18 protein-coding genes are annotated in these 22836 nt (G+C 67.8%); 7 read left to right on the top strand and 11 right to left on the bottom strand.

Annotated features, from left to right (window positions below; genetic code table 11):
- Positions 1-122 precede the first annotated feature (122 nt).
- The 6 genes from QZ853_RS17530 to QZ853_RS17505 form a co-directional block, all read right to left on the bottom strand.
- Positions 123-3233, bottom strand: coding sequence for an error-prone DNA polymerase (locus QZ853_RS17530; RefSeq protein ID WP_295576075.1), 3111 nt, complete (start codon positions 3231-3233; stop codon positions 123-125).
- Between the two features lie 6 nt (positions 3234-3239).
- Entirely contained in the window at positions 3240-4649 is a 1410-nt protein-coding gene (locus QZ853_RS17525; RefSeq protein WP_295576065.1) for a DNA polymerase Y family protein, read from the bottom strand.
- A 9-nt stretch (positions 4650-4658) separates the two neighbouring features.
- A complete protein-coding gene (gene imuA / locus QZ853_RS17520; RefSeq protein WP_295576056.1) occupies positions 4659-5273 on the bottom strand; it encodes a translesion DNA synthesis-associated protein ImuA in 615 nt (204 codons plus the stop codon).
- Positions 5274-5491: 218 nt separating this feature from the next.
- Positions 5492-6499 (bottom strand): cyclase family protein, encoded by a 1008-nt coding sequence (locus QZ853_RS17515; protein ID WP_295576028.1) that lies wholly within the window; start codon positions 6497-6499, stop codon positions 5492-5494.
- Positions 6500-6534: 35 nt separating this feature from the next.
- Complete coding sequence (locus tag QZ853_RS17510) at positions 6535-7185, bottom strand: DsbA family protein (protein ID WP_295576016.1); 651 nt, start codon at positions 7183-7185, stop codon at positions 6535-6537.
- A gap of 92 nt (positions 7186-7277) precedes the next feature.
- Positions 7278-8183: a LysR family transcriptional regulator gene (locus tag QZ853_RS17505; protein WP_345777917.1), complete on the bottom strand. Its 906-nt coding sequence runs from the start codon at positions 8181-8183 to the stop codon at positions 7278-7280.
- Between the two features lie 190 nt (positions 8184-8373).
- Here QZ853_RS17505 and QZ853_RS17500 point away from each other — a divergent pair, with 190 nt between their 5' ends.
- Positions 8374-9252 (top strand): sterol desaturase family protein, encoded by an 879-nt coding sequence (locus QZ853_RS17500; protein ID WP_295575991.1) that lies wholly within the window; start codon positions 8374-8376, stop codon positions 9250-9252.
- 9 nt (positions 9253-9261) lie between these two features.
- On the opposite strand, the gene QZ853_RS17495 is transcribed toward QZ853_RS17500, so the two are convergent.
- Positions 9262-9966, bottom strand: a complete 705-nt coding sequence (locus tag QZ853_RS17495) for an AraC family transcriptional regulator (protein WP_345777916.1) — start codon at positions 9964-9966, stop codon at positions 9262-9264.
- A 292-nt stretch (positions 9967-10258) separates the two neighbouring features.
- Positions 10259-10693, bottom strand: a complete 435-nt coding sequence (locus QZ853_RS17490) for a VOC family protein (RefSeq protein ID WP_295575968.1) — start codon at positions 10691-10693, stop codon at positions 10259-10261.
- A gap of 337 nt (positions 10694-11030) precedes the next feature.
- On the opposite strand from QZ853_RS17490, the gene QZ853_RS17485 reads away from it, so the two are divergent.
- Positions 11031-13826, top strand: a complete 2796-nt coding sequence (locus tag QZ853_RS17485) for a glycoside hydrolase family 3 C-terminal domain-containing protein (protein ID WP_295575962.1) — start codon at positions 11031-11033, stop codon at positions 13824-13826.
- A gap of 85 nt (positions 13827-13911) precedes the next feature.
- On the opposite strand, the gene QZ853_RS17480 is transcribed toward QZ853_RS17485, so the two are convergent.
- Positions 13912-14817, bottom strand: a complete 906-nt coding sequence (locus tag QZ853_RS17480) for a LysR family transcriptional regulator (protein WP_295575951.1) — start codon at positions 14815-14817, stop codon at positions 13912-13914.
- Between the two features lie 105 nt (positions 14818-14922).
- On the opposite strand from QZ853_RS17480, the gene QZ853_RS17475 reads away from it, so the two are divergent.
- The 3 genes from QZ853_RS17475 (at position 14923) to QZ853_RS17465 (ending at position 18805) form a co-directional block, all read left to right on the top strand.
- Entirely contained in the window at positions 14923-16281 is a 1359-nt protein-coding gene (locus QZ853_RS17475) for an MFS transporter (RefSeq protein WP_295575941.1), read from the top strand.
- Entirely contained in the window at positions 16281-16673 is a 393-nt protein-coding gene (locus QZ853_RS17470) for a DUF4440 domain-containing protein (RefSeq protein ID WP_295575929.1), read from the top strand. The genes QZ853_RS17475 and QZ853_RS17470 overlap by 1 nt, the downstream gene beginning before the upstream one ends.
- 221 nt (positions 16674-16894) lie before the next feature.
- Complete coding sequence (locus QZ853_RS17465) at positions 16895-18805, top strand: CocE/NonD family hydrolase (RefSeq protein WP_295575919.1); 1911 nt, start codon at positions 16895-16897, stop codon at positions 18803-18805.
- Between the two features lie 110 nt (positions 18806-18915).
- Here the strand turns inward: QZ853_RS17465 and QZ853_RS17460 are convergent, their stop codons facing one another.
- Entirely contained in the window at positions 18916-19869 is a 954-nt protein-coding gene (locus QZ853_RS17460) for an AraC family transcriptional regulator (protein WP_295575911.1), read from the bottom strand.
- 180 nt (positions 19870-20049) lie between these two features.
- Complete coding sequence (locus QZ853_RS17455) at positions 20050-21144, bottom strand: alkene reductase (RefSeq protein ID WP_295575905.1); 1095 nt, start codon at positions 21142-21144, stop codon at positions 20050-20052.
- Positions 21145-21316: 172 nt separating this feature from the next.
- On the opposite strand from QZ853_RS17455, the gene QZ853_RS17450 reads away from it, so the two are divergent.
- Positions 21317-22075, top strand: coding sequence for an SDR family NAD(P)-dependent oxidoreductase (locus QZ853_RS17450; RefSeq protein ID WP_295575902.1), 759 nt, complete (start codon positions 21317-21319; stop codon positions 22073-22075).
- A gap of 161 nt (positions 22076-22236) precedes the next feature.
- Entirely contained in the window at positions 22237-22689 is a 453-nt protein-coding gene (locus QZ853_RS17445; protein ID WP_295575900.1) for an MgtC/SapB family protein, read from the top strand.
- The last annotated feature ends 147 nt before the right edge of the window (positions 22690-22836 follow it).

Raw genomic sequence — 22836 nt, 5'->3', positions numbered from 1 at the left:
CCGACTGTCAGTCGACTGTTGTTCGATCAGATCACGGAGATTCCCGCGCTGACGCCCGCAAGGCGACTCTACCTTTACCTGGTCGACATCACGCAGTGGCGGTTACGCGGTGATTCCCGGCGTCAGTGGAAATCGCGGCTGTGGCTGCGCAGTCCCTGCAGCAGTTCATCCAGGCAGTGCATGCGTTGCACGATGACGTGCTGGACGCCATCGACGCGTTCCAGGCGGCCGTCGATCTGCATCAGCTGGGTGTCGATCAGCACCCGGTGCTGGCGGTCGGCCAAGTGGCGCCAGACCACGGCGTTGACCATGCCGGTCTCATCTTCGAGCGTGAGGAAGGTGACACCGCTGGCGGTCTGTGGGCGCTGGCGCATGCGTACCAGGCCAGCGATGCGCACACGGCGGCCATGGCCGTGACCAGCCAGCTGTGCGGCATCCAGGCAGCCACGGCTGCGCAACTGCGCACGCAGGAACGAGAGTGGATGACGGCCAAGGGTGGTGCCGGTGCTGCGGTAATCGGCCTGCATGTCCTCCCATGCGCTGGGCAGCGGCAACGGCACGCGGGCCTCGGCAGTGGCACGCGCCTGATCGAACAAGGGCAACCGGTTCTCCACGCCGGAGATATCCCAGCGTGCGCGATGGCGATGGCCACTGAGCCCGCGCAACGCGCCGGCATCGGCCAGCAGGCCCTGTTGGCGGCGGTCCAGGGCGGTGCGCTGGCACAGGTCGCCGACATCGTCGAACGGGCGCCGTGCACGCTCGCGCATGATGGCCTGCACGGCGGGCTCGTTGCAGCCATCCACCAGGCGCAGGCCGAGCCGGATCGCGGCCGCGCCCTTGCTGAAATCCAGGGTGCAGTCCCAGTCGCTGTGGCGCACGTCCACCGGCAGCACGCGGATGCCGTGCCGGCGCGCGTCCTGCAGCAGCTGGTCGGGGCTGTAGAACCCCAGCGGTTGGCTGTTGATCAGGCTGGCGGTGAACGCGGCGGGGTGATGGCACTTCAGCCAGCAGCTGTTATAGGTCAGCAGGGCGAAGCTGGCAGCATGGCTTTCCGGGAAACCGTAATCACCGAAGCCCTTGATCTGCTCGAACAGGTGCTCGCCGTACTCGCGGCTGAAGCCGTTCTTGAGCATGCCGGCCAGCAGCTTCTCACGATGCGGCTCCAGGCCGCCACGGCGCTTCCACGCCGCCATCGAGCGGCGCAGGGCATCGGCCTGGCCCGGCGTGTAGCCGGCCGCTTCCACCGCCAACTGCATCACCTGTTCCTGGAACAGCGGCACGCCCAGCGTGCGTGCGAACACGCGTTCCAGCTGCGGCGGGTAGAGCGGGTTGTCCGGGTCGTTCAACGCGTCCGGTCCCTGTTCGCGCAGGATCCGACGCCGCTCCAGATAGGGGTGCACCATGTCGCCCTGGATCGGGCCAGGGCGCACGATCGCCACCTCGATCACCAGGTCATAGAACGTGCGTGGCTGCATGCGCGGCAGCATCGCCATCTGTGCGCGCGATTCGATCTGGAACACGCCGATGGTGTCGGCGGCGCAGATCATGTCGAAGGTCCTTGCATCCTTGGGCGGGATCGCATCCATGCGTCCTTCGTGCAGGCCATGCTGTTTCAGCATCGCCAGGCACTTGCGGATGGCGGTTAGCATGCCCAGCGCCAGGCAGTCGACCTTCATCAGGCCGGTGGCATCCAGATCGTCCTTGTCCCACTGGATGACGGTGCGGTCAGCCATCGCCGCATTTTCCACCGGCACCAGGGTCGACAGCGGATGTTCGGAAATGACGAAACCGCCCGGGTGCTGTGACAGGTGGCGTGGAAAATCGATCAGCTCGGCGGTCAACGCCAGCAGGCGCCGCATCAGCGGCGTATCCGGATCGAAGCCGCGCTCGCGCAGGGTTTCCGGCAGCGGGATGTTGCCGCCCCAGTGGTCCATCGCCGCGCCCAGTTCGTTGACCTGGTCCATCGGCAGGCCAAGTGCACGGGCGACGTCGCGGATCGCGCTGCGGCCACGGTAGCTGATCGCCACTGCGGTCAGTGCGGCGCGCTCACGGCCATAGCGCTTGAACACGTACTGCAGCACTTCCTCACGGCGCTCGTGCTCGAAATCGATGTCGATATCCGGTGGCTCATTGCGCTCGGCGGAGATGAAGCGTTCAAACAACAGATTGCTGCGCGCAGGATCGATCTCGGTCACGCCCAGCACAAAGCACACGGTCGAATTGGCCGCCGAGCCACGCCCCTGGCAGAGGATGTCCTGGCTGCGGGCGAAGCGCACGATGTCATGCACGGTAAGGAAGTAGGAAGCGTAGTTTTTCTTCCGGATCAACGCCAGCTCATGTTCGATCTGCTTGCGCTGTGCCTCCTTGATGCCTTCTGGCCAACGCCAGGGAATCTTTTCTTCGACCAGCTCGAGCAGCCAGCTGTCCGGGTCATGCCCCTCCGGTACCAGCTCGCGCGGGTAGGTGTACTGCAGCTGCTCCAAGGTGAAGTGGCAGCGCTCGGCGATGCGCAGGGTCTCGGCCAGCAGTTCCGTTGGGTACAGCTGGGCCAGTGCACTGCGCGGGCGCAGGTGGCGCTCGCCATTGGGAAACAGGCGCCAGCCGGCCTCTGCCACGCTGCAGCGGTGGCGGATCGCGGTCAGTGTGTCCTGCAGGGCGCGGCGGCGGCGTACATGCATGTGCACATCGCCACTGGCGACCAGCGGCAGGCGATGGCGTTCACCGAACGCCTGCAGCTGCTGCAGGCGGCGTGCATCGTCATGCTCGTGATGCAGCTCCACCGCCAGCCACAGGCGATCGCCGAAACCGGCGCGCAGCAGGTCCAGGTCGGTGGCGGCCGGCTGCCGGTCCAGCCACAGGCACAGCAGGCCGTCGGGCAGGCCGAGCAGATCCTCGCGCAGGCAGCGGTACTCGCCCTTGGCCGCGCGCCGCCGGCAAGCGGTGATCAACTGGCACAGCCCGGCATAGGCGGCCTGGTCGGCGCACAGCAGGGCCAGCTTCGGCCCGTCCTCGACCTGGAACTCGGCGCCGACGATCAGTGCCACGCCATGCGTCTTCGCCGCCTGCCAGGCACGCACGATGCCGGCCAGCGAGCATTCGTCGGTAATCGCCAACGCTCGATAGCCCTGGCCGGCGGCGCGCGCGAACAGCTCTTCGGCGATCGAAGCACCGCGCTGGAAACTGAAGGCCGACAGGCAGTGCAGTTCGGCGTAGCCGGGCAGTTCGCTGTGCATGGCGGCTCAGCCGAACCAGCCGTGCAGCATCCACGGTGCATGCGGGTCGTTTCGGGTGCGGAACGCCCAGCCGCGCTGGCCGTGCGCGGTTTCCACCACGTAATAGTCACGCCGGGCATCGGCCTGGTCCCACCAGCCCGATTCGATCCGCTCCGGGCCGGCGACGATGCGCAGGCGCGGGTCGCGCAGTGGCTGCGGCGTATCCAGCAGCCAGCCCGGGCGCAGCGGCCAGTAAGCCGGCGGCTTGACCGGTGGCTGGGTGCCACTGGCGCGTTCGGGGCGATGGTCTGCCTGCACTGCCAACGGTTGCACAGCATCATCGCCGAGTCGTGCACGCAGGCGCTCGCGCAGCTGGTTCCAGGGCATCGCCTGTGCCGGCCGGGTGTCGAACAGGTCGCGCGCGGCCGGTACGAACGGGGGCAGCTGCTCGGCCTGCAGGCGCAGTGCGCGACTGCCAGCGGGCAGGGCGAAGGCCTCCATGCGGTTGCGTGCGATTTCGAACAGCAACGCAGCATCGCGCTCGGGGGCCAGCAGGCCGATGGTCAGCACGCTGGCCGGCAGCAGGTCATGTTCGAAATGCAGGTCGAAGCGCTGCACGCCGCCATCGCGCGAACACAGGAACGCAGCCAGGTCCAGCAGCAGGCGACGCAGTGGGAACAGCAGGGCCTGGCTGGATTCGATCTCGTATTCGAACTCGATGCGCGCATCGAACCGGTCTGGTGGCTGGTAGTAGCGCAGGGGCGTGGTGGGCAGGCCACGCAATGCGTCCAGCTGCTGCAGTACCTCCGGTGCGAAGCGCCGGGCCAGGCTGTCGCGTGGCAGCTCGAGCACGGCTCCCAGTGTGCGCAGGCCGGAGCGGCCGAGCACGGTCACCGCTTCGCTGGGCAGGCCGCAGCGCGACAACGGCAGTTGTGCCAGCACCACCGGCAGCTGCTGCGCATCGATGCCGAGGCCATCGTGGACGTTGGCGAGCACGCGTGCGGCATGCGCGGTGGGTGCGGCCACCACGCGGTGGCGGAAACCGAGCTCGTGCAGTTCGTTGCGCAGCCGCTGCTGGATCGTCAGCCAGTCACCGAACAGGGCGCGGCTGGCACCGATCTCCAGCACCAGGGCATGCGGGAAATCGAGGCTGACCTGCGAGCTGTAGGCGTAGGCCCAGCTGGCCAGCAGTTGGCGGGTGTGCTGTTCGGCGCTGGGATCGTAATCGTGCACGTGCAGGTCCTGCACCCGCACCTGCGCGGCCGACAGCGGCATGCCCGGGCGCAGCCCCGCTGCGCGGGCGGCCGGGCTGACCGCACGCAGCACGCGACGTTGTGCCGGGCCCTGCAGCAGCACCAGTGGCCGCTGCGGGTCGGGCTGCTGGCGCAGCACGCTGTCCAGCGCCAGCTGCGGCAATAACAGGCAGGCCCAGTGCATGGCGCGGCCTCAGTGGGCGATGGCCAGCGGCAATGGCTGCGCCGGCGGCAGGCCGCCTCGGCACTTCAGCACCCGCACCTGGCCGTGGTCGAGCTGCAGGCGCAGGCTGGCCGGCGAGGGATTGCGCGCCGCCTGCGCCTCGCGGAACACGAAGCCCAGGCACTGGCCGCTGTCGGCAGCCACCTGCAGGCGGCGCAGTGAACGGTCGTCGGCCTGGTGTGGCCAGCACAGCACCGCCGCGCAGGCGGCCGAGCGCAGGCATTGTTCGGCGGCCCACAGCGCCTGCTTCGGCGCGGCGTGGATGATCTGCAGCTGAGCCAGATCCAGCCCGGCTGCGGCCCAGGCCGGCGCATGTGGGCGATAGGGCGGGGCGATCAGCACGATCGGGCGGTCGCGCTGGCTCAGCTTGGCCAGCGCTGGCCAGACCAGCGCCAGCTCACCGACGCCGGGTGCCGCCTGCAGTACCTCGCACAGCCCGCTGGTGGGCCAGCCACCGCCGGGCAGGCGTGCGTCCAGTGCCGGGTGGCCGCTGGCCAGATGGTCGCTGGCCGGCCCCTGGCGGGCCGGGCCGCGCCACAGCTGGCGCCCGTCCAGCAGCCGGTCGAGGGCGACGACCGCACCCATCAGCCGGTCCTCCAAAGGAGGCGCCGGGTGGACTGGAAGCGGCAGGAACAGACGGAAACGGCGGGCATGGCGCGAGTATCGACAGGCCGGTATCAGGGGTTGAGACCAGACATGCTACTCGCTGCATGAGTAGAATTACTAATGAAATTGGCGGGCCGGGTTTCAGGTTGCTGAAGGGGGAAAGGAGTGCCGACCAAGGTCGGCACCCACAGGCCCGGTTACGGGCGGACCGGCAGCGCGACCGGGCGCAGCGGCGCGGCATCGCCGCCGCGGATCTTCAGCGGACCGCCGATGAAGGCGAACTCGTAGACCTTGTCGCGGGCCAGTTCGTCCAGCGCCACCAGCTCGATGATCGGTGCGCCCTGCTGGGCCAGCAGGTAGGTGTGCAGCGGCACGTAGTCGTCGGACACCTCCGAGGGGAAGGTCTCGAAGCTGAGGTTGTCGGCACCGACGATCATCGCGCCGCCTTCCTCGACCAGGAAGCGCGCCGCGTCCAGGCCCATGCCCGGCGGGTTGGCCATGTAGGCCTTGGGCTGCTCGAACAGGCGCATGCGGCCGGTGCGGATCAGCACCACGTCGCCCTGCTGCAGTTCCACCTTCTGGCGTGCCAGCGCATCCTTCAGGTCCTGGCGGGTGACGCGGTAGCTGTCAGGCAGCATGTCCACGCCCTTTGCGGTGGCCACGTCGATCAGCACGCCACGCGCGATCAGTGGCGGGAATTTCTCGATGCCGGTGACATTCCAGCCACGGTCGCCAAGATGCTTGTCGGCCTCGAAGCCGTTCCAGATCTTTCCATGGATGCCGAAGTGGTTCAGCGCATCGATGTGGGTGCCGGTGTGGCTGTACATCGAGAATGCGGTGCCGGTGTAGCTGCGGGTGAGGTTCATGGTCTCGCCCACGCCCATCGGGTCGTCCATCACCGTGCCACGCGGGGTGTGGGTCATCCAGAACTGGTAGTGCGGGTCGCCGGCATCCTGCCAGCTGGGCATGCCGACGTAGTATTCCGTGGCCAGGTCATAGGCCTTGCCGCCGCTGACCCGTGACAGGATCGCCGCACGCGAGGCGTCGGTGATCAGGTTGAGGCGGCCGATCTCGTCCTTCGGCCCCCAGGGGCTGGTGCCGACCTGCTGGCCGGAGGGAACGCGTTCGTGCGCGGACACGGTGGTGGAAGCGGTGGTGCCGGCCAGCAGCAGGGCCAGCGCGGTGGCCAGGGTACGTGGGGTCATGGGAAATCTCCTTGCAGGGTGGGGGAGGGTGCGGCTCAGGCCGCGACCAGGGGCGCCAGGGCCTGGCGCAGGTGTGGCAGCGGCAGGGTCTGCAGGCGCAGGCCGTTGCCGCCGATCACGGTGGGTATGGAACGGATGCCGAGGGCAGCGGCTTCGGCACGATCGGCCTGCACGCGCTGGCGCACGGCGTCGCTATGCATGTGGTCAGCGAAGGCGCCACGTGGGTGGCCCAGCGATTCGGCGATGTCCAGCAGCACTTCGGCGTCGCCGATGTTGCGGTGCTGGTGCAGGTGCGCCCATTGCACGGCATCAAACATCGCGCCATGGGCGTCGTTGCCACCGAGCATGCCGGCGGCCTGGCAGGCCAGTGCGCCGAGCCAGCCGGACGGATACTCGAAGTCCTGTGCGCGCATGCCTTCGATATCGATGCGCGCGGTGTCTTCATGCGCGGCGCAGTCGGTCCAGTGGCGCAGGATGATCGCTTTGGCGCGCTCCATCGAGCCGAACACCTCGACCATCTGCGCGCGCGAGTCCTGCAGCACGAAGCTGCGGTGGCGCACCTGGATGCCGAGTTCGGCCGAAGCCTGCTGCAGGCGCGGGGCCAGCACGAAGCACCAGCCGCAGACCACGTCATGGAAGAAATCGACCACCGGCGCAGCGGTGGCGGGGGAAGGAACGGAAGACATCTGCCTGCCATCGGTGAGAGGGGAGGCGGCAGCGTAGGCAGCGCAGCGTGGCCGAAACAGCGGGTTTCGGGCAGCTCAGTTTTCGCTGGCGGTTACGAATCCAGGCCGGCGCAGGCGGGCAGCTCGGCGTGCAGGAAATCGATGAAGGCGCGCACCTTGGGCTGCAGGTGGCGCGACGTGGGGTAGACCGCATGCACGAAGCGCGGCGGATAGCGGTGGTCGGGCAGCACCTGCTGCAGTTCGCCACGGGCCAGTGCGGGTGCCGCCAGGAACGAGGGCAGCGCGCCGATGCCCATGCCGGCCAACAGCAGGTCGCGCAGCAGCAGGCTGTTGTTGACGGTGACGCGCGCTGGCAGGGTGATCGTCACCTGGCCATCGGGGCCGAGCAACGGCCAGCTGCCCGGTGAGTCGGACAGGCTGTAGGCCAGCACGCTGTGCGCCCGCAGATCGTCCACCGCCTGCGGTGCCGGATGCTGCTGCAGGTACGACGGGGCCGCGCACAGCACCTGCTGCAGCGACGCCAGCCGGCGTGCCACCAGGCGTGAATCATCCAGCTCGGCACGCAGCCGCAGCGATACATCGAAACCTTCGCCAACCGCATCAAGCAGGCGGTCTTCCATGACCAGGTCCAGCGACAGCTGCGGGTGCTGCTGCAGGAACCGTGGCAGCAGCGGCGACAGCGTGCTCAGCGCGAACGACTGCGGCGCATTGACGCGCAGGCGCCCGGCCACCTCACCGCGCTGTTCGGCGATGCCGCGTTCCAGCGCGTCCAGCTCGTCGAGCAGGCGGCAGCATTCGCGGTAATAGGCATGGCCGGTCTCGGTCAGGCTCATGCGCCGCGTAGTCCGTTGCAGCAGCACCACGCCCAGGTGGGTTTCCAGCGTGCGCAGCTGCTTGCTCAGTCCGGCAGGCGACATGCCCAGGTCTTCGGCGGCACGGGCCAGCCCGCCGCGTTCGACGATGCGGCGAAAGGCTCGCATCAGGTTGAAGGAATCCATGCCGTTCCCGGGCGCGATGAGGGCGCCATTGTAGAGCCGCGGGGTGCGTGGATGGGGCAAACGCGGTGCCGACCACGATGGCACCCAGCAGCGGCGGACCCACGGTTTGCGCCGTTTGTTCAAGCCGCCAACCCGCATGCAACGCCAGCATGCAGGCCCCTCACTTCCCGGGTTGCCCATGAAGCACTGGATGCTCCGCCTGTATGCCCCGCTGTTCCTGCTGGGTTTCGTTGCCACTGCCGTCGTCTGGGTCGGCCACTGCCACGGTGATCCGTTGTGGCTGCTGGCCTTGCTGGCGGCCGCCATCGCTGTCTCGTTCGTCGCCGAGCGTGCCTGGCCGTACGACCCCGTGTTCAACCACGACCACGGCGACAGTCTGCGTGACACCCTGCATGCGCTGGTCAACGAGGGCCTTAACCTGCTGTCGATCGCCGCGGTGCCGCTGCTGGCGGCAATCATTCCGTGGCAGGCCTGGCCGCAGCAGTGGCCATTCGCGCTGCAGGTGCTGCTGGCCATCGTCTGCGCTGATCTCGGCATCACCCTGGTGCACTACGCAAGCCATCGCATTGATTGGTTGTGGCGATTGCACGCGGTGCATCACAGCGTGACCCGGATGTACGGTTTCAATGGTCTGATGAAACACCCGCTGCACCAGGCCGCCGAAGCGGTGGGCGGGGTTCTGCCGCTGCTGGTGCTGGGCTTGCCGATGCCGGTGGCGGCGGTGCTGGCGTTCGCCATCGCCATCCAGCTGCTGTTGCAGCATTCCAACGTAGACATGCGCCCCGGCGTGCTGGGCCGGGTAATGGCCTGGGCGCCACTACACCGTTTCCACCACATGCGCTATGGCACCGCCGGTGACGTCAACTTCGGCCTGTTCCTGACCGTCTGGGATCATCTGCTGGGGACCGCTTTCGATGCGCCGGGCTATCGGCTGCGTCAGCACGACCTCGGCATCGGCAGCCAGCCGGACTATCCGCGCGATTACCCCGGGCAGCTGCTGGCGCCGTTTCGCGAGCTGCCGCATGGCGACGTGCCGGAATTACCTGAAGGCCTGCGCAGGCAGGAGTGATCGAGCGTGTCAGGCGGCGTGCAGCCGCAGGCCATGCAGCTGTGCGGCACCGATGCCGAACATGCGGCGCAGGCTGCGCGACAGATGGGCCAGGTCGGCGAAGCCGGCGGCATGTGCGCTGTCGGTGAGGCTGTGCCCGCGCAGGTGATGTGCCAGCGCGATGCGCAGGCGCTGCCACAGCACCCAGCCGCGCAGGGTCACCGCCAGGTCAGACTGGAAACGCCGGTGCAGCTGGCTGGTCGACAGATGCGCCGCCTCGGCGATGTCGGCGGCCGGCACCGGGCCGGGCAGGTGCTGGGCGATGCGGGCCAGCGCCGCCTGCACGCGGCGGTCGAGTGGCTGTGCGCGGCTCAGCCGTGGCAGCCAGTCGTGCAGTTGCGCCGCAGTACCGGGCAGTGTGTGCAGGTGCTGCTGGATCTGTTCGAGGTCGGCATGCGCGGGTTCGAGGAACATCGTGCAACCCGATTCCGGTGCCGACAGGATCGCGTGCGGCTGGAACGAGGGCAGCCACAGCCGCTGGCCCTGCTGCGGCACCCCGTCAATCTCGACCTGCCAGGGCGCGTCCTCGCTCAACAACAACTGATGGGCGTAGTGCGCATGCACGTCGCTGCCACCGGCATGGCCCTGCAGCACCGCCACGTGAGCCTCCAGCAGCAACGTGCCATTCCAGGGCAGGGCGGGGGAGGACATGGAGGGATTGTAGATCCACGCCATGCGTGGATGAATCTCCATCGAAATCGAATATTCCGACAATGAAACGAAGAGCATCCACGCATGGCGTGGATCTACTGCAGGTCGCGAGAAACTGTCGAAGGCGGGGTGGGGCCGGTTGCGGGGGCGTGAGCGCCATGGATGGCGCGACCGAGTTTACATGGACGTACTTGCAGCGTCCCCCGCAGCCGGCCCCACCCCGCCTACCCGCAGGAATCCAGCTTTTGCTGTTGCTCTGCCTTTTGACGTTGATGTCGCCTCTACGGGTGCCGGGCGCAGCCCGGCCGTGCTCCCCTCACCGTCCCTGCGGATCCGGCCGGTGATGCACGTACTCGACCACCGTGCCATCGGGATGCACCGCATTGAACGCCGCCCCGGTCGGCACCACCTGCAGCGGGAAGATGATCTCGGCACCGGCAGCGACCAGTTTGTCGTGATAGGGCCGAACGTCATCGACCAGCAGCGTGCCGGTGGTCGAGGTAAACGGCGCCAGGGCCGCCTCGCTGCCCTCGATCAGCAGGAACGCCCCGACCATCGCCAGGCGCAGGCCGGCCTCCGGGAACGGAAACCCGGCATCGGCCACCAGGCCCTGCAATTGCTCGTAGAAGGCCACGCTGCGCTCCAGCTCACCGGGGGCCACGAACACGCGGATCAGCACGCGCGGCGCGCGCTGGCTGGAGGTGTCACAGCGGTCGCGCCAGAGATGGTCGAAGTCGCGATGTACGGTCATGGGCTCGGTTCGTGGCCAGGGACCTCCATTATCGGCAGCCCCGCAGGGCCCGCTGATGACCGCCGGTGATGGCCTGATAACCGCCTGCCGGGATGCCCCTGTGACTTAGGTCCTGTTGACAGGTGTGAACGCCCTCGCACAATCTTCACAGGATTGGGTCGCCCTGCGCGGCCCGGACAGGCAGGTTGTCACGCCGGGAGGAGGGTCCCGCGCGCAGACCGGCCCGTCCTTCGGCCTGCGGGACGTTGCCTGGCAACCCCTGCGCGGCATGAACGCTGCACCCTTCGGCGGCACTTTCCCTGGACCGATTGCCTTGGCAACGGAATTACGCCTGCCGATGAAAACGTTTACAAAGCCGCTTGCTCTCTCCCTTGCCCTGTCTGCTGCGCTGGCCGCCCCGGCCTGGGCTGATCCCGCGGCCTTCACTGTCTTGACCCTGGAACAGGCGCCCAACGCCGAGGCAATGCCGGCCCTGGCCGCGCAGCTGAAAAGCCTGAAGGTGGACGCGGTGAGTGTGCGCCAGGTGCAGCGCGGCATCGGCCAGGTCGACCCGCTGCAGGTTCTGGCCGATGGGTTGGGCTATGAGTACCGCTTCATCGCCGCCGGCAAGGACGATGGCCAGACCCAGCGCGGCCAGGCCGTACTGACCCGGCTGCCGATCGCCGCCGAGTCTGGTCCTGACCAGCCGGGTTTGAACTACCTGCGCCTGGATGATGGCCGCCACACCGTCGCGGTCTATACCGATGCCGGCGCGGGCGCCGCACAGTTGCCAGCGCTGGTCACCCGTTCGCGGCTGGGTGCACCGGCGGTGCTGCTCGGCGCGGTGGCCGGTGAATCGGCCAAGGCCGCCGGCTTCGATCCGGCGCGTGTGGCGCTGGAAGCAGACGCCAGCTACTTCAGCGACGGCTTCCAGGCCGCCAGCAGTGCACCGTTCAAGGTGGAAGGCAGCACGCTGCGTGCCACCCTGCTGACCCTGGCCTATGCCGCCGACAAACATGGCGACAGGCCGTGGATGGACACCACCCTCAACGCCGATGCGCGCGCTGCGCTGCTGCTGAAGGCGATGACCGAGGACGAGAAGTTCCAGATGCTGCACAGCTACTTCGGGCTGGGCAAGGACGGTGGCCCGCTGCCGGAAGGCGCGGTCGGTTCGGCCGGCTTCGTGCCGGGCGTGGCGCGATTGGGCATTCCGTCGCAGCAGTCGGCCGATGCCGGCGTGGGCGTGACCAATCCGGGTGGCATCCGCCCGGGCGACTTCGCCACCGCGATGCCGTCGGGCCCGTCCACCGCCTCCAGCTGGAACCGCGAAGTGGCCTTTGCCGGTGGCGCCACGATGGGCCGCGAGGCGTGGCAGCAGCGCTTCAACATCCTGCTGTCGGGCAGCGTCAACCTGCAACGCGACCCGCGCAACGGCCGCAATTTCGAATACGCCGGTGAAGACCCGCTGCTGGCCGGTTCGATGGTCGGCGCGCTGATCCAGGGCGTGCAGAGCCAGCACGTGATCTCCTCGATGAAGCACTTCGCGCTGAACGACATGGAGACCCGCCGAAACTTCCACGACGTGCGCATCGGCGAACAGGCCATGCACGAGTCGGACCTGCTGGCCTTCGAGATCGCGCTGGAAGCCGGCCGCCCCGGCGTGGCGATGTGCTCGTACAACAAGATCAACGGCACCTACGGCTGCGAGAACGGCTACCTGATGAACCAGGTGCTGAAGCAGGAATGGAAGTTCCCTGGTTTCGTGATGTCCGACTGGGGCGGCGTGCACAGTGGTTCGAAGGCGGCGCTGGCCGGCCTGGATCAGCAGTCGGCCGGTGAAGTGTTCGATGCGGCGGTGTTCTTCGATGAGCCGCTGCGCCTGGCCGTGCACGGCGGCGTGGTGCCGCAGGCGCGCCTGAACGACATGGTCGCGCGCATCCTGCGCACGATGTTCCTGCATGGCAACTTCGACAACCCGCCGCAGCACCAGAAGGTCGATGCCGAGGCCGGTTTCGCCGTGGCCCAGCGCACGGTGGAAGAAGGCAGCGTGCTGCTGCGCAATGAAGGCAACCTGTTGCCCTTGGCCGACAGCGTGAAGCGCATCGTCATCATCGGTGGCCACGCCGACAAGGGTGTAATCGGCGGTGGTGGTTCGTCGATGGTGGGCGTGACCGCCAAGGGCACCAATGCAGTGCCGGGCGTGCTGCCGACCACCTGGCCGGGCCCGGTGATCTTCCACCCGTCCTCGCCGCTGGAGTCGCTGCGCGCTGCGCGTCCGGATGCAAGCATCGAGTATGTGGATGGCACCAACACCGCTGCGGCGGCCAAGGCCGCGGCGCAGGCCGACGTGGCCATCGTGTTCGCCACCCAGTGGGCGGCGGAATCGGTGGACCTGCCGGACATGCAGCTGCCCGACAACCAGGACGCGCTGATCTCGGCGGTGGCCAAGGCCAACCCGATGACCGTGCTGGTGCTGGAAACCAACGGCCCGGTGCGTACCCCGTGGCTGGCGCAGGTGCCGGCGATGCTGCAGGCCTGGTACCCGGGCATCCGTGGTGGTGAAGGCATCGCCGCGTTGCTGACTGGCCAGGCCAACCCGTCCGGCCGCCTGCCGGTGACCTGGGTGGTGGACGAATCGCAGCTGCCGCGCCCGCACATCGACGGCCTGGGCTTCAAGCCGAAGAAGGAATTCGGCGACGTGTTCGATTTCGATATCGAAGGCGCCAATGTCGGCTACAAGTGGATGGCCGCAAAGGGCCTGACCCCGACCTTCGCGTTCGGCCACGGCCTGTCCTACACCTCGTTCGCCTATGAAAACCTGAAGGTGAGCGTGGAAGGCTCGCGCCTGGTGGCCAGCGTCGACATCCGCAACACCGGCAAGCGCGCCGGTGCCGACGTGGCCCAGCTGTACCTGAAGCTGCCGGCCGGCAGCACCACGCCGATCCGCCTGATCGGCTATGACAAGGTGCAGCTGCAGCCGGGCGAACAGCGCCGCATCCGTATCGAAGCCGAGCCGAAGACGCTGGCCCGCTACGATGCGCAGGCCCGCCAGTGGAAGATCGATGCCGGCACCTACCAGGTGCAGCTGTCGCGCAATGCGGCCGAACCACTGCAGACGGTGGACGTGCAGCTGGTGGAGCAGGTGCTGCGCTGAAGCATGAAGACACGGCCCCGCAAGGGGCCGTGTTTGTCTGTGGGTACCGCTGCGCTCGCCGGGCCCTATCGGGCGAGCGCGGAAGTCACACCGGCGCGCTGCCAGACCACCCGCGCAGGAAATCGATCAGCTGGCGTACCTTCGGCGAAGGCTGCGTGCTGTGCGGGTATACCGCGTACACGCTCTGCTGCGGGAAGCGATGTTGGCGCAGCACCGGTCGCAGCCGGTCGAGGGCCAGGTCGTCCTCGATCAGCCAGCGCGGCAGCACGGTAACGCCAGCACCGGCCAAGGCGAAGGCGCGCAGGCTGCTGGCGCCATCCACACGGACCACCGCATTGCCCGGATTGGTCGCGAACAACGCGTCGCTGCCGTCGGGCGCGACCACCGGCACGTCGGCCAGCCGCGGATAACCGAGGCGGGGCAGCGTGCCCAGCTGTGCCGGGTCATCGGCAGCCTCGGCAGATGGCAGGCGCGCCAGCAGCAGGGGCGCGGCCACCGCGCACAGCGGATGCCGTTCCAGTTCGGTGGCGTGCAGCCCCGAGTCCGGCAGGCGACCGAGGCGGATCGCCAGGTCGAAGCGCTCGGGAATCAGGTCGGCCGGTGCCGGCGAAGTCGACAGGTGCAGCTGCAACGCAGGATGCCGTGCACGGAACGCTTCCAGCGCCGGAATCAGGCGCAGCTGTGCATACTCAGGCGTGGTGGTCAGGCGCAGCACGCCCTGCAGCTGGTGCTGGTCGCGGCGCGCGGCGTCGATGGCGGCCTGTGCAGCGTCCAGCGCCTGCACGCAGTGCTGCAGGAACTGCTCGCCGGCCTCGGTCAGCGCCAGGTGGCGGGTACTGCGCAGCAGCAGGGTCACGCCCAGCTCCTGCTCCAGCCGCTTCAGGTTGAAGCTGACGACCGCGCGGCTCAGGCCCAGGCGATCGGCCGCAGCGGTCAGGCTGCCGGCCTCGACCACGGCACGGAAGATATCGAAGCGGTCCAGACTGACCATTGCGATCCATTGTCAAAACAGATTTGACAGTGTTGCAGCTGGCGTCGTGTTTTTCCAACAAGGCCGGGCCGGCATGCTGGCCGCTTCCCTGCTGGAGCGCCGCCGATGCCATCCCCCCGCCTGCGCCATGAGGCGATTTTCCTGCTGGTGTTCGCCCTGGACCTGGTCAACATGTTCATCGCCACGGTGGCCTATCCGGCGCTGGCAGCGGACCTGCGCGCCGATGTCGGCACCCTGGCCTGGGTCGGCACCGCCTACATGCTGGGCCTGAGCGTGGTGATCCCGCTGGCGCCGTGGCTGGCCGCGCGCTGCGGAGAGCGCCGCCTGCTGCTGGTGGCGCTGCTGCTGTTCGCCGCCGCCGCCATGCTGGCTGGCGCTGCGCCGGGCATCGGCTGGTTGCTGGGATGGCGCTTGCTGCAGGGTCTGGCCGGTGGCCTGCTGATTCCAGTGGCGCAGGCTGCGGCCTACCGGCAATGCACGCCGGATCGGCGAGGCGCACTGACCCGGCGCATCCTGCTGGTGGCGTTGCTGGTGCCCGCGCTGGCTCCGGCGCTGGGCGGGCTGTTGGTGCAGTGGCTGTCCTGGCGTGGCGTGCTCTGGGCCAGCCTGCCGCTGGCGGTGGTGGCGGCCGCTCTGGTGCTGGCGTGGATGCCGGCCGATGGCACGCGTAGTGCGCCGCGCCTGCAGGCCTATGCGCTCTCCACGGCGATGATGGCGCTGGGCGCGTTGCTGTTGGCACTGACCTGGCTGGGCGAGCCCGGCCATCGGTCCGCCGGTGCCGTACTGCTGCTGATCGCATTGCTGCTGGCGGCGGTGCACCTGCGGCATGCACGGCAGCAGGCGCATCCGTTGCTGCGCTGGTCGCTGCTGTCCCATCGCGGGCTGCGGCTGGCAATGCTGGTGTATCTGGCAGTGCCGGGCGTGTTCATCGGCAGTCAGCTGGTCAGTACGCTGCAGCTGCATCAGGCCGGCTACAGCGCCGCGCGTATCGGCGCACTGATGCTGCCGTGGGCGCTGGCCTCGGCCATCGCGATCACTGCCAGCAAGCGCCTGCTGGCCCGTTTCGGCCCGGCCACGGTACTGCGTGTGGGCATGCTGCTTCAGGCCAGTGGCCTGCTGCTGATGGCGGTGCTGCCACAGCCGGCCTTTACCTTGGCTGCGTTGTTGTACGCACTGATGGGCGCCGGTGGCAGCCTGTGCAGCAGCACCGCGCAGACGCTGGCGTTCAATGGTGTCGAGGGCGAGGCGCTGGGCGACGCCAGCGCGCTATGGAACCTCAACCGCCAGCTCAGCTCCTGCCTGGGTACCGCCGCCATCGCGCTGCTGCTGGCGCTGGCCATGCGGTGGCTGCCGGCACAAGCCACCAGCGTGGCGCTGGGCCTGGCCGCCGCAATGACGCTGTTGCCGATGGCGCTGTTGCGCCGCTCGCACTCTGTTTCCCTTTCGCAACCCGGGAATGCCTGATGGATACCACCGCAGAACATGAAATCCACCACCTGCACGACAAACTGCAGGCCTGGTTCCGCGCCGACGCCGACGCCGACGCCGACGCGCTCGATGATCTGATGATGCACTTCTGTGCGGACTTCAGCATGGTCGGCATCAGCGGCCGTCGGCTGGACCGGGATGCGGTGCAGGCCTTGTTCGCCGGGGGGCGCGGCGCGCGACCGGGCTTGCAGATCGCCATCGAAGCCGTGCAGGCCGTGGACGTGCCACTGCCGCTGGCGGTGCTGCGCTACCGCGAAGGCCATTCGATCGATGGTGGCACCCTCGCTTGGCGGGAATCGCTGGCGGTGCTGAGGCAGGAAGAGGGTCACTGGCGCTGGCTGGCGCTGCATGAAGTGCCGGCGGCCTGATGTTGTGGAGCCGAGCCTACGCTAGGTTGCTCGCTCGGCAGAGCGCGGCGACCTGAGCCGAGCGCGGGCTCGGCTCTACACCGTCGGGTCTGTGCGCGCCCACCCGGCCGCACATGTGCCATCAGTCCTGCCTGCATCCGCCGCAGAATGCAAAGCCTGCACACACTTCACGGCACCCGGCGGGAGTAGGCTTGAGGCTTTCCTGCCGGGAGGGGTTGTCCATGCGTGTGCGTGCCGTCGCTGTAGCCATTGCCCTTTGCCTGTCCAGCACCGTGCTGGCCGCCGATACCCCGCCGATGACCCCGGACATCAGCGGCAAGCCCTTCGTTGCCCCCGATGTCGGTCGTGACTACGACAAGCGCGTGGTGATGGTGCCGATGCGTGATGGCACCAAGCTGTATACGGTGATCGTGGTGCCCAAGGGCGCTCGCAACGCGCCGATCCTGCTGACGCGCACGCCGTACGACGCCGCTGGCCGCGCCAGCCGCAGTGACTCGCCGCGCATGCGCGACCTGCTGCCGCAGGGCGATGAGGTGTTCGTCGATGGCGGTTACATCCGCGTCTTCCAGGACATCCGGGGCAAGTACGGCTCCGAAGGTGACTACGTGATGACCCGGCCGCTGCGCGGGCCGTTGAACAACACCAAAGTCGACCATTCCACCGACGCCTGGGACACCATCGACTGGCTGGTGAAGAACGTACCGGAGAGCAATGGCAAGGTCGGCATGCTCGGCTCGTCGTACGAGGGCTTCACCGTGGTGATGGCGCTGACCGACCCGCATCCGGCGCTGAAGGTGGCTGCACCGCAGAGCCCGATGGTCGACGGCTGGATGGGCGACGACTGGCTCAATTACGGTGCGTTCCGCCAGGTCAACTTCAACTATTTCGCGATGCAGACCGAGAAGCGTGGCAAGGGCACGCCGCTGCCCAGCCTCGGCTACGACGACTACAGCACCTTCCTGCGCATCGGTTCGGCCGGTGACTACGCGCGCTTCACCGGCGTGGACCAGCTGACCTGGTGGAAGAAGCTGGTCGAGCATCCGGCCTATGATGGCTTCTGGCAGGGCCAGGCGCTGGACGCGGTGATGGCGAAGACACCGCTGAAGGTGCCGACCATGTGGCTGCAGGGCCTGTGGGACCAGGAGGACATGTGGGGCGCCAACCATGCCTACCAGGCGATGGAAGGGCGCGACAGCGGCAACAACCGCAACTACCTGGTGATGGGGCCGTGGCGGCACAGCCAGGTGAACTACAGCGGCAGCGAGCTGGGCGCGCTGAAGTTCGACGGCGATACCGCGCTGCAGTTCCGTCGCGATGTGCTCAAGCCGTTCTTCGACCAGTACCTGGTGGACGGTGCACCGAAGGCGGACACGCCGCCGGTGCTGATCTACAACACCGGTGAAAACCACTGGGATCGCCTGAAGGGGTGGCCGCGCAGCTGTGACAAGGGCTGTGCCGCCAGCAGCAAGCCGCTGTACCTGCGTGCCGGCGGCAAGCTGGCATTCCAGGCCCCGGCAGCGGGCGAGGGCGACTTCGAGGAATACGTGTCCGACCCGGCCAAGCCGGTGCCGTTCGTGCCGCGGCCGGTGCGCTTCGGCGACCGCGACATGTGGACCACCTGGCTGGTGAAGGACCAGCGCTTCGTCGATGGTCGCCCGGACGTATTGACCTTCATCACCGAACCGTTGACCGAGCCGCTGCGCATCGGCGGCGCACCGGTAGTTCACCTGCAGGCCTCGACCAGTGGCACCGACAGCGACTGGGTGGTGAAGCTGATCGATGTGTATCCGGACCAGGAAGCGTCGACGCCGGAGATAGGCGGCTACGAGCTGCCGGTGTCGCTGGCGATCTTCCGCGGCCGCTACCGCGAGAGCTTCAGTGATCCGAAGCCGTTGGCCGCCAACCAGGTGCTGCCGTACCGCTTCGATCTGCCCAACGCCAACCACACCTTCCAGAAGGGGCATCGGGTGATGGTGCAGGTGCAGTCCAGCCTGTTCCCGCTGTACGACCGCAACCCGCAGACCTACGTGCCGAACATCTACCTGGCCAAGCCGGGGGACTACCAGAAGGCCACGCAGCGGGTCTGGCACAGCGCGGCGCAGGCCAGCTACATCGATCTGCCGGTGTATTGAGGCGCGGGGTCGTGCTCGGCTGATGCGAGGGTAGTGCCGGCCGCTGGCCGGCATTCGTAACGGCACAGAAGCGTGTCGATCGAGGTCGACACCCACCAGAGCCGATGCTCTCACCCCACCTTCGAGGGACCGGTGCGCCATCGGCTGGGCACCAGGCCGAAGCGCTTGCGGAACGCGGCGGCGAAGTTGCTGGGGTGGCGGTAGCCGCTGGCGGCGGCGGCCTGTTCGACGGTCCATCCGTTTTCGCGCAGGCCCTGTTCGGCGTGACGCATGCGCTGCTCGTGCAGATAGTCGAACACCGAGCTTCCATACTGCTGGGCAAAATGGCGGCGCAGTGAGCTGGGGCTCATGCAGGCCAGCCGGGCCAGCTCGACCAGACTGTGGGCATGGCTGGGGTCGTCATGCAGGTAGCTGCGCACCCGTTCCAGGCGCTCGCGCTGGCCGGCGCGCAGCGTGCGCGCCGGGTCGGCCTGCAGATCCTCCGCCTGCAGGCCGAGCGCCAGCAGCTGCAGTGCCACGCCCTCGCGCCACAAGGCATCGATGCCGTCCTGCCAAGGGCGGTCGAACAACTGGCCCAGCACCGGCAACATCGCGTGTGGAATGGCCCAGTGGCGGCATTCCAGGTGCGTGTCGAGCGCCTTTTCCAGCAGTGGCATCCGGAAAACCTCCGCATCGATTCCCGCTGGCACGATCACGCTGACTCCGCGCATGCGCGTCTGGCCGGGGTGCGCGCCGGTCATCTCGATCTGGTCGCGATGCTGGGCGGTCATCGCGGTGCCGGCACGCAGGGTGAATGCACCGCGTCGCGGGATACGCACGTCGACCTGCCCCTGCAGCATTACGCGGATTGCAAGCCCGGGACGCTGCTGCGCCGTAGCCACATAGGGGAACCGGTTATGCACGTCAGTGGCGATCAGGCTCACGCCACCGCGCATGAACTGTTCGTTGACTTCGCCGCGACCGGCCCATTGGTCCTCGCGCAGGTGTTCCGGATCAGCGCGGTAGTCGAAGCCATGGCGCTGGCCGAAACGGCGGTAATCGGCAAAGGTGAAATATCGGGACATCGCTCGGCACTCGGCAAAGAAAACGGGGCGGCGGTGGCCGCTCGCCCTTCGCGTGACATCGCGTTATTTTCGGTGCTGCTGCCGCCTCGATGAGGGGCGGGGTGGCCAAAAACAGGGATCCAAACGGCCAAACTGCCGGCTCCGGTGCCTGCCCGGAACCGGGCAGGCACCGCATCGAACTCAGCGGTCCAACGGCGGGTAATCGGTATAACCGTGTTCGCCGCCGCCGTACAGCGTGTCCGCGTCCAGCTCGGCCAACGGCGCACCGGTGCGCAGGCGCGCGACCAGATCCGGATTGGCGATGAAGGGCCGGCCGAAGGCGACCATGTCGGCGTAGCCGCTGGCTACGGCCTCGCTGGCGCGTGCGGCATCGTAGCCATTGTTGGCGATCCACCGGCCGCGGAAGCGAGCGCGCAGGCCCGCATAGTCGAACGCGAGATTGTCACGGTCGCCTCCGGTGGCGCCTTCGATCACATGGATGAAGGCCAGCCCGTCAATCGCATCCAGGCGTTCCACCGCACGATTGAACAGCGGCTGCGGGTCGCTGTCGTGCGCGTCGTTGACCGGCGTGACCGGCGACAGGCGCACGCCGGTACGACCCGGGCCGATGGCATCGGCTACTGCACTGACCACTTCGAACAGCAGGCGCGTGCGGTTCTCGATGCTGCCACCGTAGGCATCGTCACGATGGTTGCTGCCGTCGCGCAGGAACTGGTCGATCAGGTAGCCATTGGCCGCGTGCACTTCCACGCCATCGAAGCCGGCGTCGATCGCATTGCGGGCGGCCGTCCGGAAGTCCTCGATGAGCGCCGGGATCTCTTCGATGCCCAGCGCGCGGGGCTCGGATACATCTTCGAAACCGTTGGCGGTGAAGGTCTTGCCCTGGGCACGGATCGCGCTGGGCGCCACCGGCACTTCGCCTTCCGGCAGCAGGCTGGTGTGGGAAATGCGGCCCACGTGCCAGAGCTGCAGCACGATGCGTCCGCCCTCGGCGTGCACCGCATCGGTGACCGTTTTCCAAGCGTCGACCTGGTCACGGCTGTAGATGCCCGGGGTGTCCAGATAGCCCTGGCCGAGCGGGCTGATCTGCGTGGCCTCGGCGATGATCAGGCCGGCGCTGGCACGTTGCCGGTAATAGGTGACCGCCAGCGGTGAGGGGACGCGGTCGGGCAGGGCACGGTTGCGCGTCAGGGGCGCCATCGCGATGCGGTTGGCTACGGCGATATCACCGAGGCGGGTGGGCGTGAACAGCAGATCGGCGGCAGGGGTCGTCATCGGGAATTCCATGGGGAGTAGATGCGTGATCCGAGCATAGGCGCGAACGCGTTGCAGCGATGGGAAGGATCGTTGCAGGCCCTGTATATGCCACGGTCGTAACACGTCGGGGCGTAGCGTGCTGGCCAAGCGGGTGCATTCCGCTTCGATTCACAACACTCGGAGAACACAGATGATCGATTACCAGCTCACCGGCAAGACCGCGATCGTGACCGGCGGCGTCTCCGGCATCGGCCTTGCGGTGGCGCAGACACTGGCTGCGTCCGGTGCCCGGATCTCGGTCTGGGACCTCAAGCAGGATGCGGTGGATGCCACCGTCGCGCAGTTGCAGGCGCACGGCGGACAGGCGATCGGTGTGGCGCTGGACGTCACCGATGACGCGGCGGTGGAGGCCGCAGTGCAGCGCACGGTGAAGGAGCTCGGCGGCGTGCACATCGCGGTCAACAACGCCGGCATAAGCGGGCCTGCAGCCAGCAGTGGCGACTATCCGGTCGATGGCTGGCAGCGCGTGATCGACGTGAACCTGACCAGTGTCTTCCTGTGCCAGCGTGCGCAGATCCAGGCCATGCGTGAGGCCGGCAGCGGCGGCAGCATCATCAACATGGCTTCGATCCTGGGTCAGGTGGGCTATGCCGGCTCCACTGCATATGTGGCCGCCAAGCACGGCGTGGTCGGGCTGACCCAGACCGCTGCCTGGGAACATGCCGCAGACGGCATCCGTGTCAACGCGGTGGGCCCAGGTTTCATCAGCACGCCGCTGCTGGAGAAGATGGACCCGAAGGTGCGCGCCACCCTGGAGGGCCGCCACGCATTGAAGCGGCTGGGCACGGCGGAGGAAGTGGCGGCGCTGGTGGCCTGGCTGGCCAGCGACGATGCCTCGTTCGCGACCGGCACCTACTACGCCATCGATGGCGGCTACCTGGCGCAATGAGCGCGTGCGGTCGGCAGATCTACGCAGGGCGTTGATGCCTGACCGGTGGACCCACGCCATGCGTGGATGAGGACGTGCGGTGAAGAGGGCGTGCCATCGCCTTCACTCCCGCCCTACGACCGCCGAGCAAGGCTCCGGGAAAAACACCCGGAGCCTGACCCATGGAACTTACCCAGGATGTCTCGATCCTGCTGCGCGTCGCGACCGCGATGCTGTTCGGCGGCGTGCTCGGCGTCGAGCGCGAGATGGGCAAGCACGCCGCTGGCCTGCGCACGCACATGCTGATCGCGGGGGCCGCCGCGTTGATCGTCGGCCTCGGTGATTCGGTGGCCGAGCATTTCCAGCAGGAGCGCTATCGGGACCTGCTGCAGGTTGATCCGGTGCGTCTGATCGAGGCCGTGGTGGCCTGTGTTGGTTTCGTTGCCGCCGGCACCATCCTGCGCGGCTCACGCGAGGACCAGGTCAGCGGCCTGACCACGGCCAGCTCGCTGATCATGGCCGCGGCCATCGGCATTGCCGTGGGCATCGGCAAATACGTGATTGCCATTGGGGTCAGCGTGCTGTGCGTGCTGGTGCTGGCGGTAATGCGGCGGTTGGAGAAGAAGATCTCGTAGGGGAGGGGCGGACGAGGTTGCCGGACAGGGGCCGGCACTACCACGGGCAGTCATAATGGTACGACCAATATGCGATCTAGCCCTATGGTCTAATAGGCGCTTCGTCAGTGTGGCGGTTAAATCCGCTCCACGTGGCCTGATCAAGAT

The organism is uncultured Stenotrophomonas sp. (assembly GCF_913778665.1).
Taxonomy (GTDB): domain Bacteria; phylum Pseudomonadota; class Gammaproteobacteria; order Xanthomonadales; family Xanthomonadaceae; genus Stenotrophomonas.
Note: the sequence above shows the minus strand (reverse complement) of the source record. Positions and strands in the feature narration are given on the sequence as shown.

Bases quoted from the DNA above. Each gene is read 5' to 3' on its own strand.
- QZ853_RS17530 (WP_295576075.1), bottom strand. From the start codon at position 3,233: ATGCACAGCGAACTGCCCGGCTACGCCGAACTGCACTGCCTGTCGGCC.
- QZ853_RS17525 (WP_295576065.1), bottom strand. From the start codon at position 4,649: ATGCACTGGGCCTGCCTGTTATTGCCGCAGCTGGCGCTGGACAGCGTG.
- imuA (WP_295576056.1), bottom strand. From the start codon at position 5,273: ATGGGTGCGGTCGTCGCCCTCGACCGGCTGCTGGACGGGCGCCAGCTG.
- QZ853_RS17515 (WP_295576028.1), bottom strand. From the start codon at position 6,499: ATGACCCCACGTACCCTGGCCACCGCGCTGGCCCTGCTGCTGGCCGGC.
- QZ853_RS17510 (WP_295576016.1), bottom strand. From the start codon at position 7,185: ATGTCTTCCGTTCCTTCCCCCGCCACCGCTGCGCCGGTGGTCGATTTC.
- QZ853_RS17505 (WP_345777917.1), bottom strand. From the start codon at position 8,183: ATGGATTCCTTCAACCTGATGCGAGCCTTTCGCCGCATCGTCGAACGC.
- QZ853_RS17500 (WP_295575991.1), top strand. From the start codon at position 8,374: ATGCTCCGCCTGTATGCCCCGCTGTTCCTGCTGGGTTTCGTTGCCACT.
- QZ853_RS17495 (WP_345777916.1), bottom strand. From the start codon at position 9,966: ATGGCGTGGATCTACAATCCCTCCATGTCCTCCCCCGCCCTGCCCTGG.
- QZ853_RS17490 (WP_295575968.1), bottom strand. From the start codon at position 10,693: ATGACCGTACATCGCGACTTCGACCATCTCTGGCGCGACCGCTGTGAC.
- QZ853_RS17485 (WP_295575962.1), top strand. From the start codon at position 11,031: ATGAAAACGTTTACAAAGCCGCTTGCTCTCTCCCTTGCCCTGTCTGCT.
- QZ853_RS17480 (WP_295575951.1), bottom strand. From the start codon at position 14,817: ATGGTCAGTCTGGACCGCTTCGATATCTTCCGTGCCGTGGTCGAGGCC.
- QZ853_RS17475 (WP_295575941.1), top strand. From the start codon at position 14,923: ATGCCATCCCCCCGCCTGCGCCATGAGGCGATTTTCCTGCTGGTGTTC.
- QZ853_RS17470 (WP_295575929.1), top strand. From the start codon at position 16,281: ATGGATACCACCGCAGAACATGAAATCCACCACCTGCACGACAAACTG.
- QZ853_RS17465 (WP_295575919.1), top strand. From the start codon at position 16,895: ATGCGTGTGCGTGCCGTCGCTGTAGCCATTGCCCTTTGCCTGTCCAGC.
- QZ853_RS17460 (WP_295575911.1), bottom strand. From the start codon at position 19,869: ATGTCCCGATATTTCACCTTTGCCGATTACCGCCGTTTCGGCCAGCGC.
- QZ853_RS17455 (WP_295575905.1), bottom strand. From the start codon at position 21,144: ATGACGACCCCTGCCGCCGATCTGCTGTTCACGCCCACCCGCCTCGGT.
- QZ853_RS17450 (WP_295575902.1), top strand. From the start codon at position 21,317: ATGATCGATTACCAGCTCACCGGCAAGACCGCGATCGTGACCGGCGGC.
- QZ853_RS17445 (WP_295575900.1), top strand. From the start codon at position 22,237: ATGGAACTTACCCAGGATGTCTCGATCCTGCTGCGCGTCGCGACCGCG.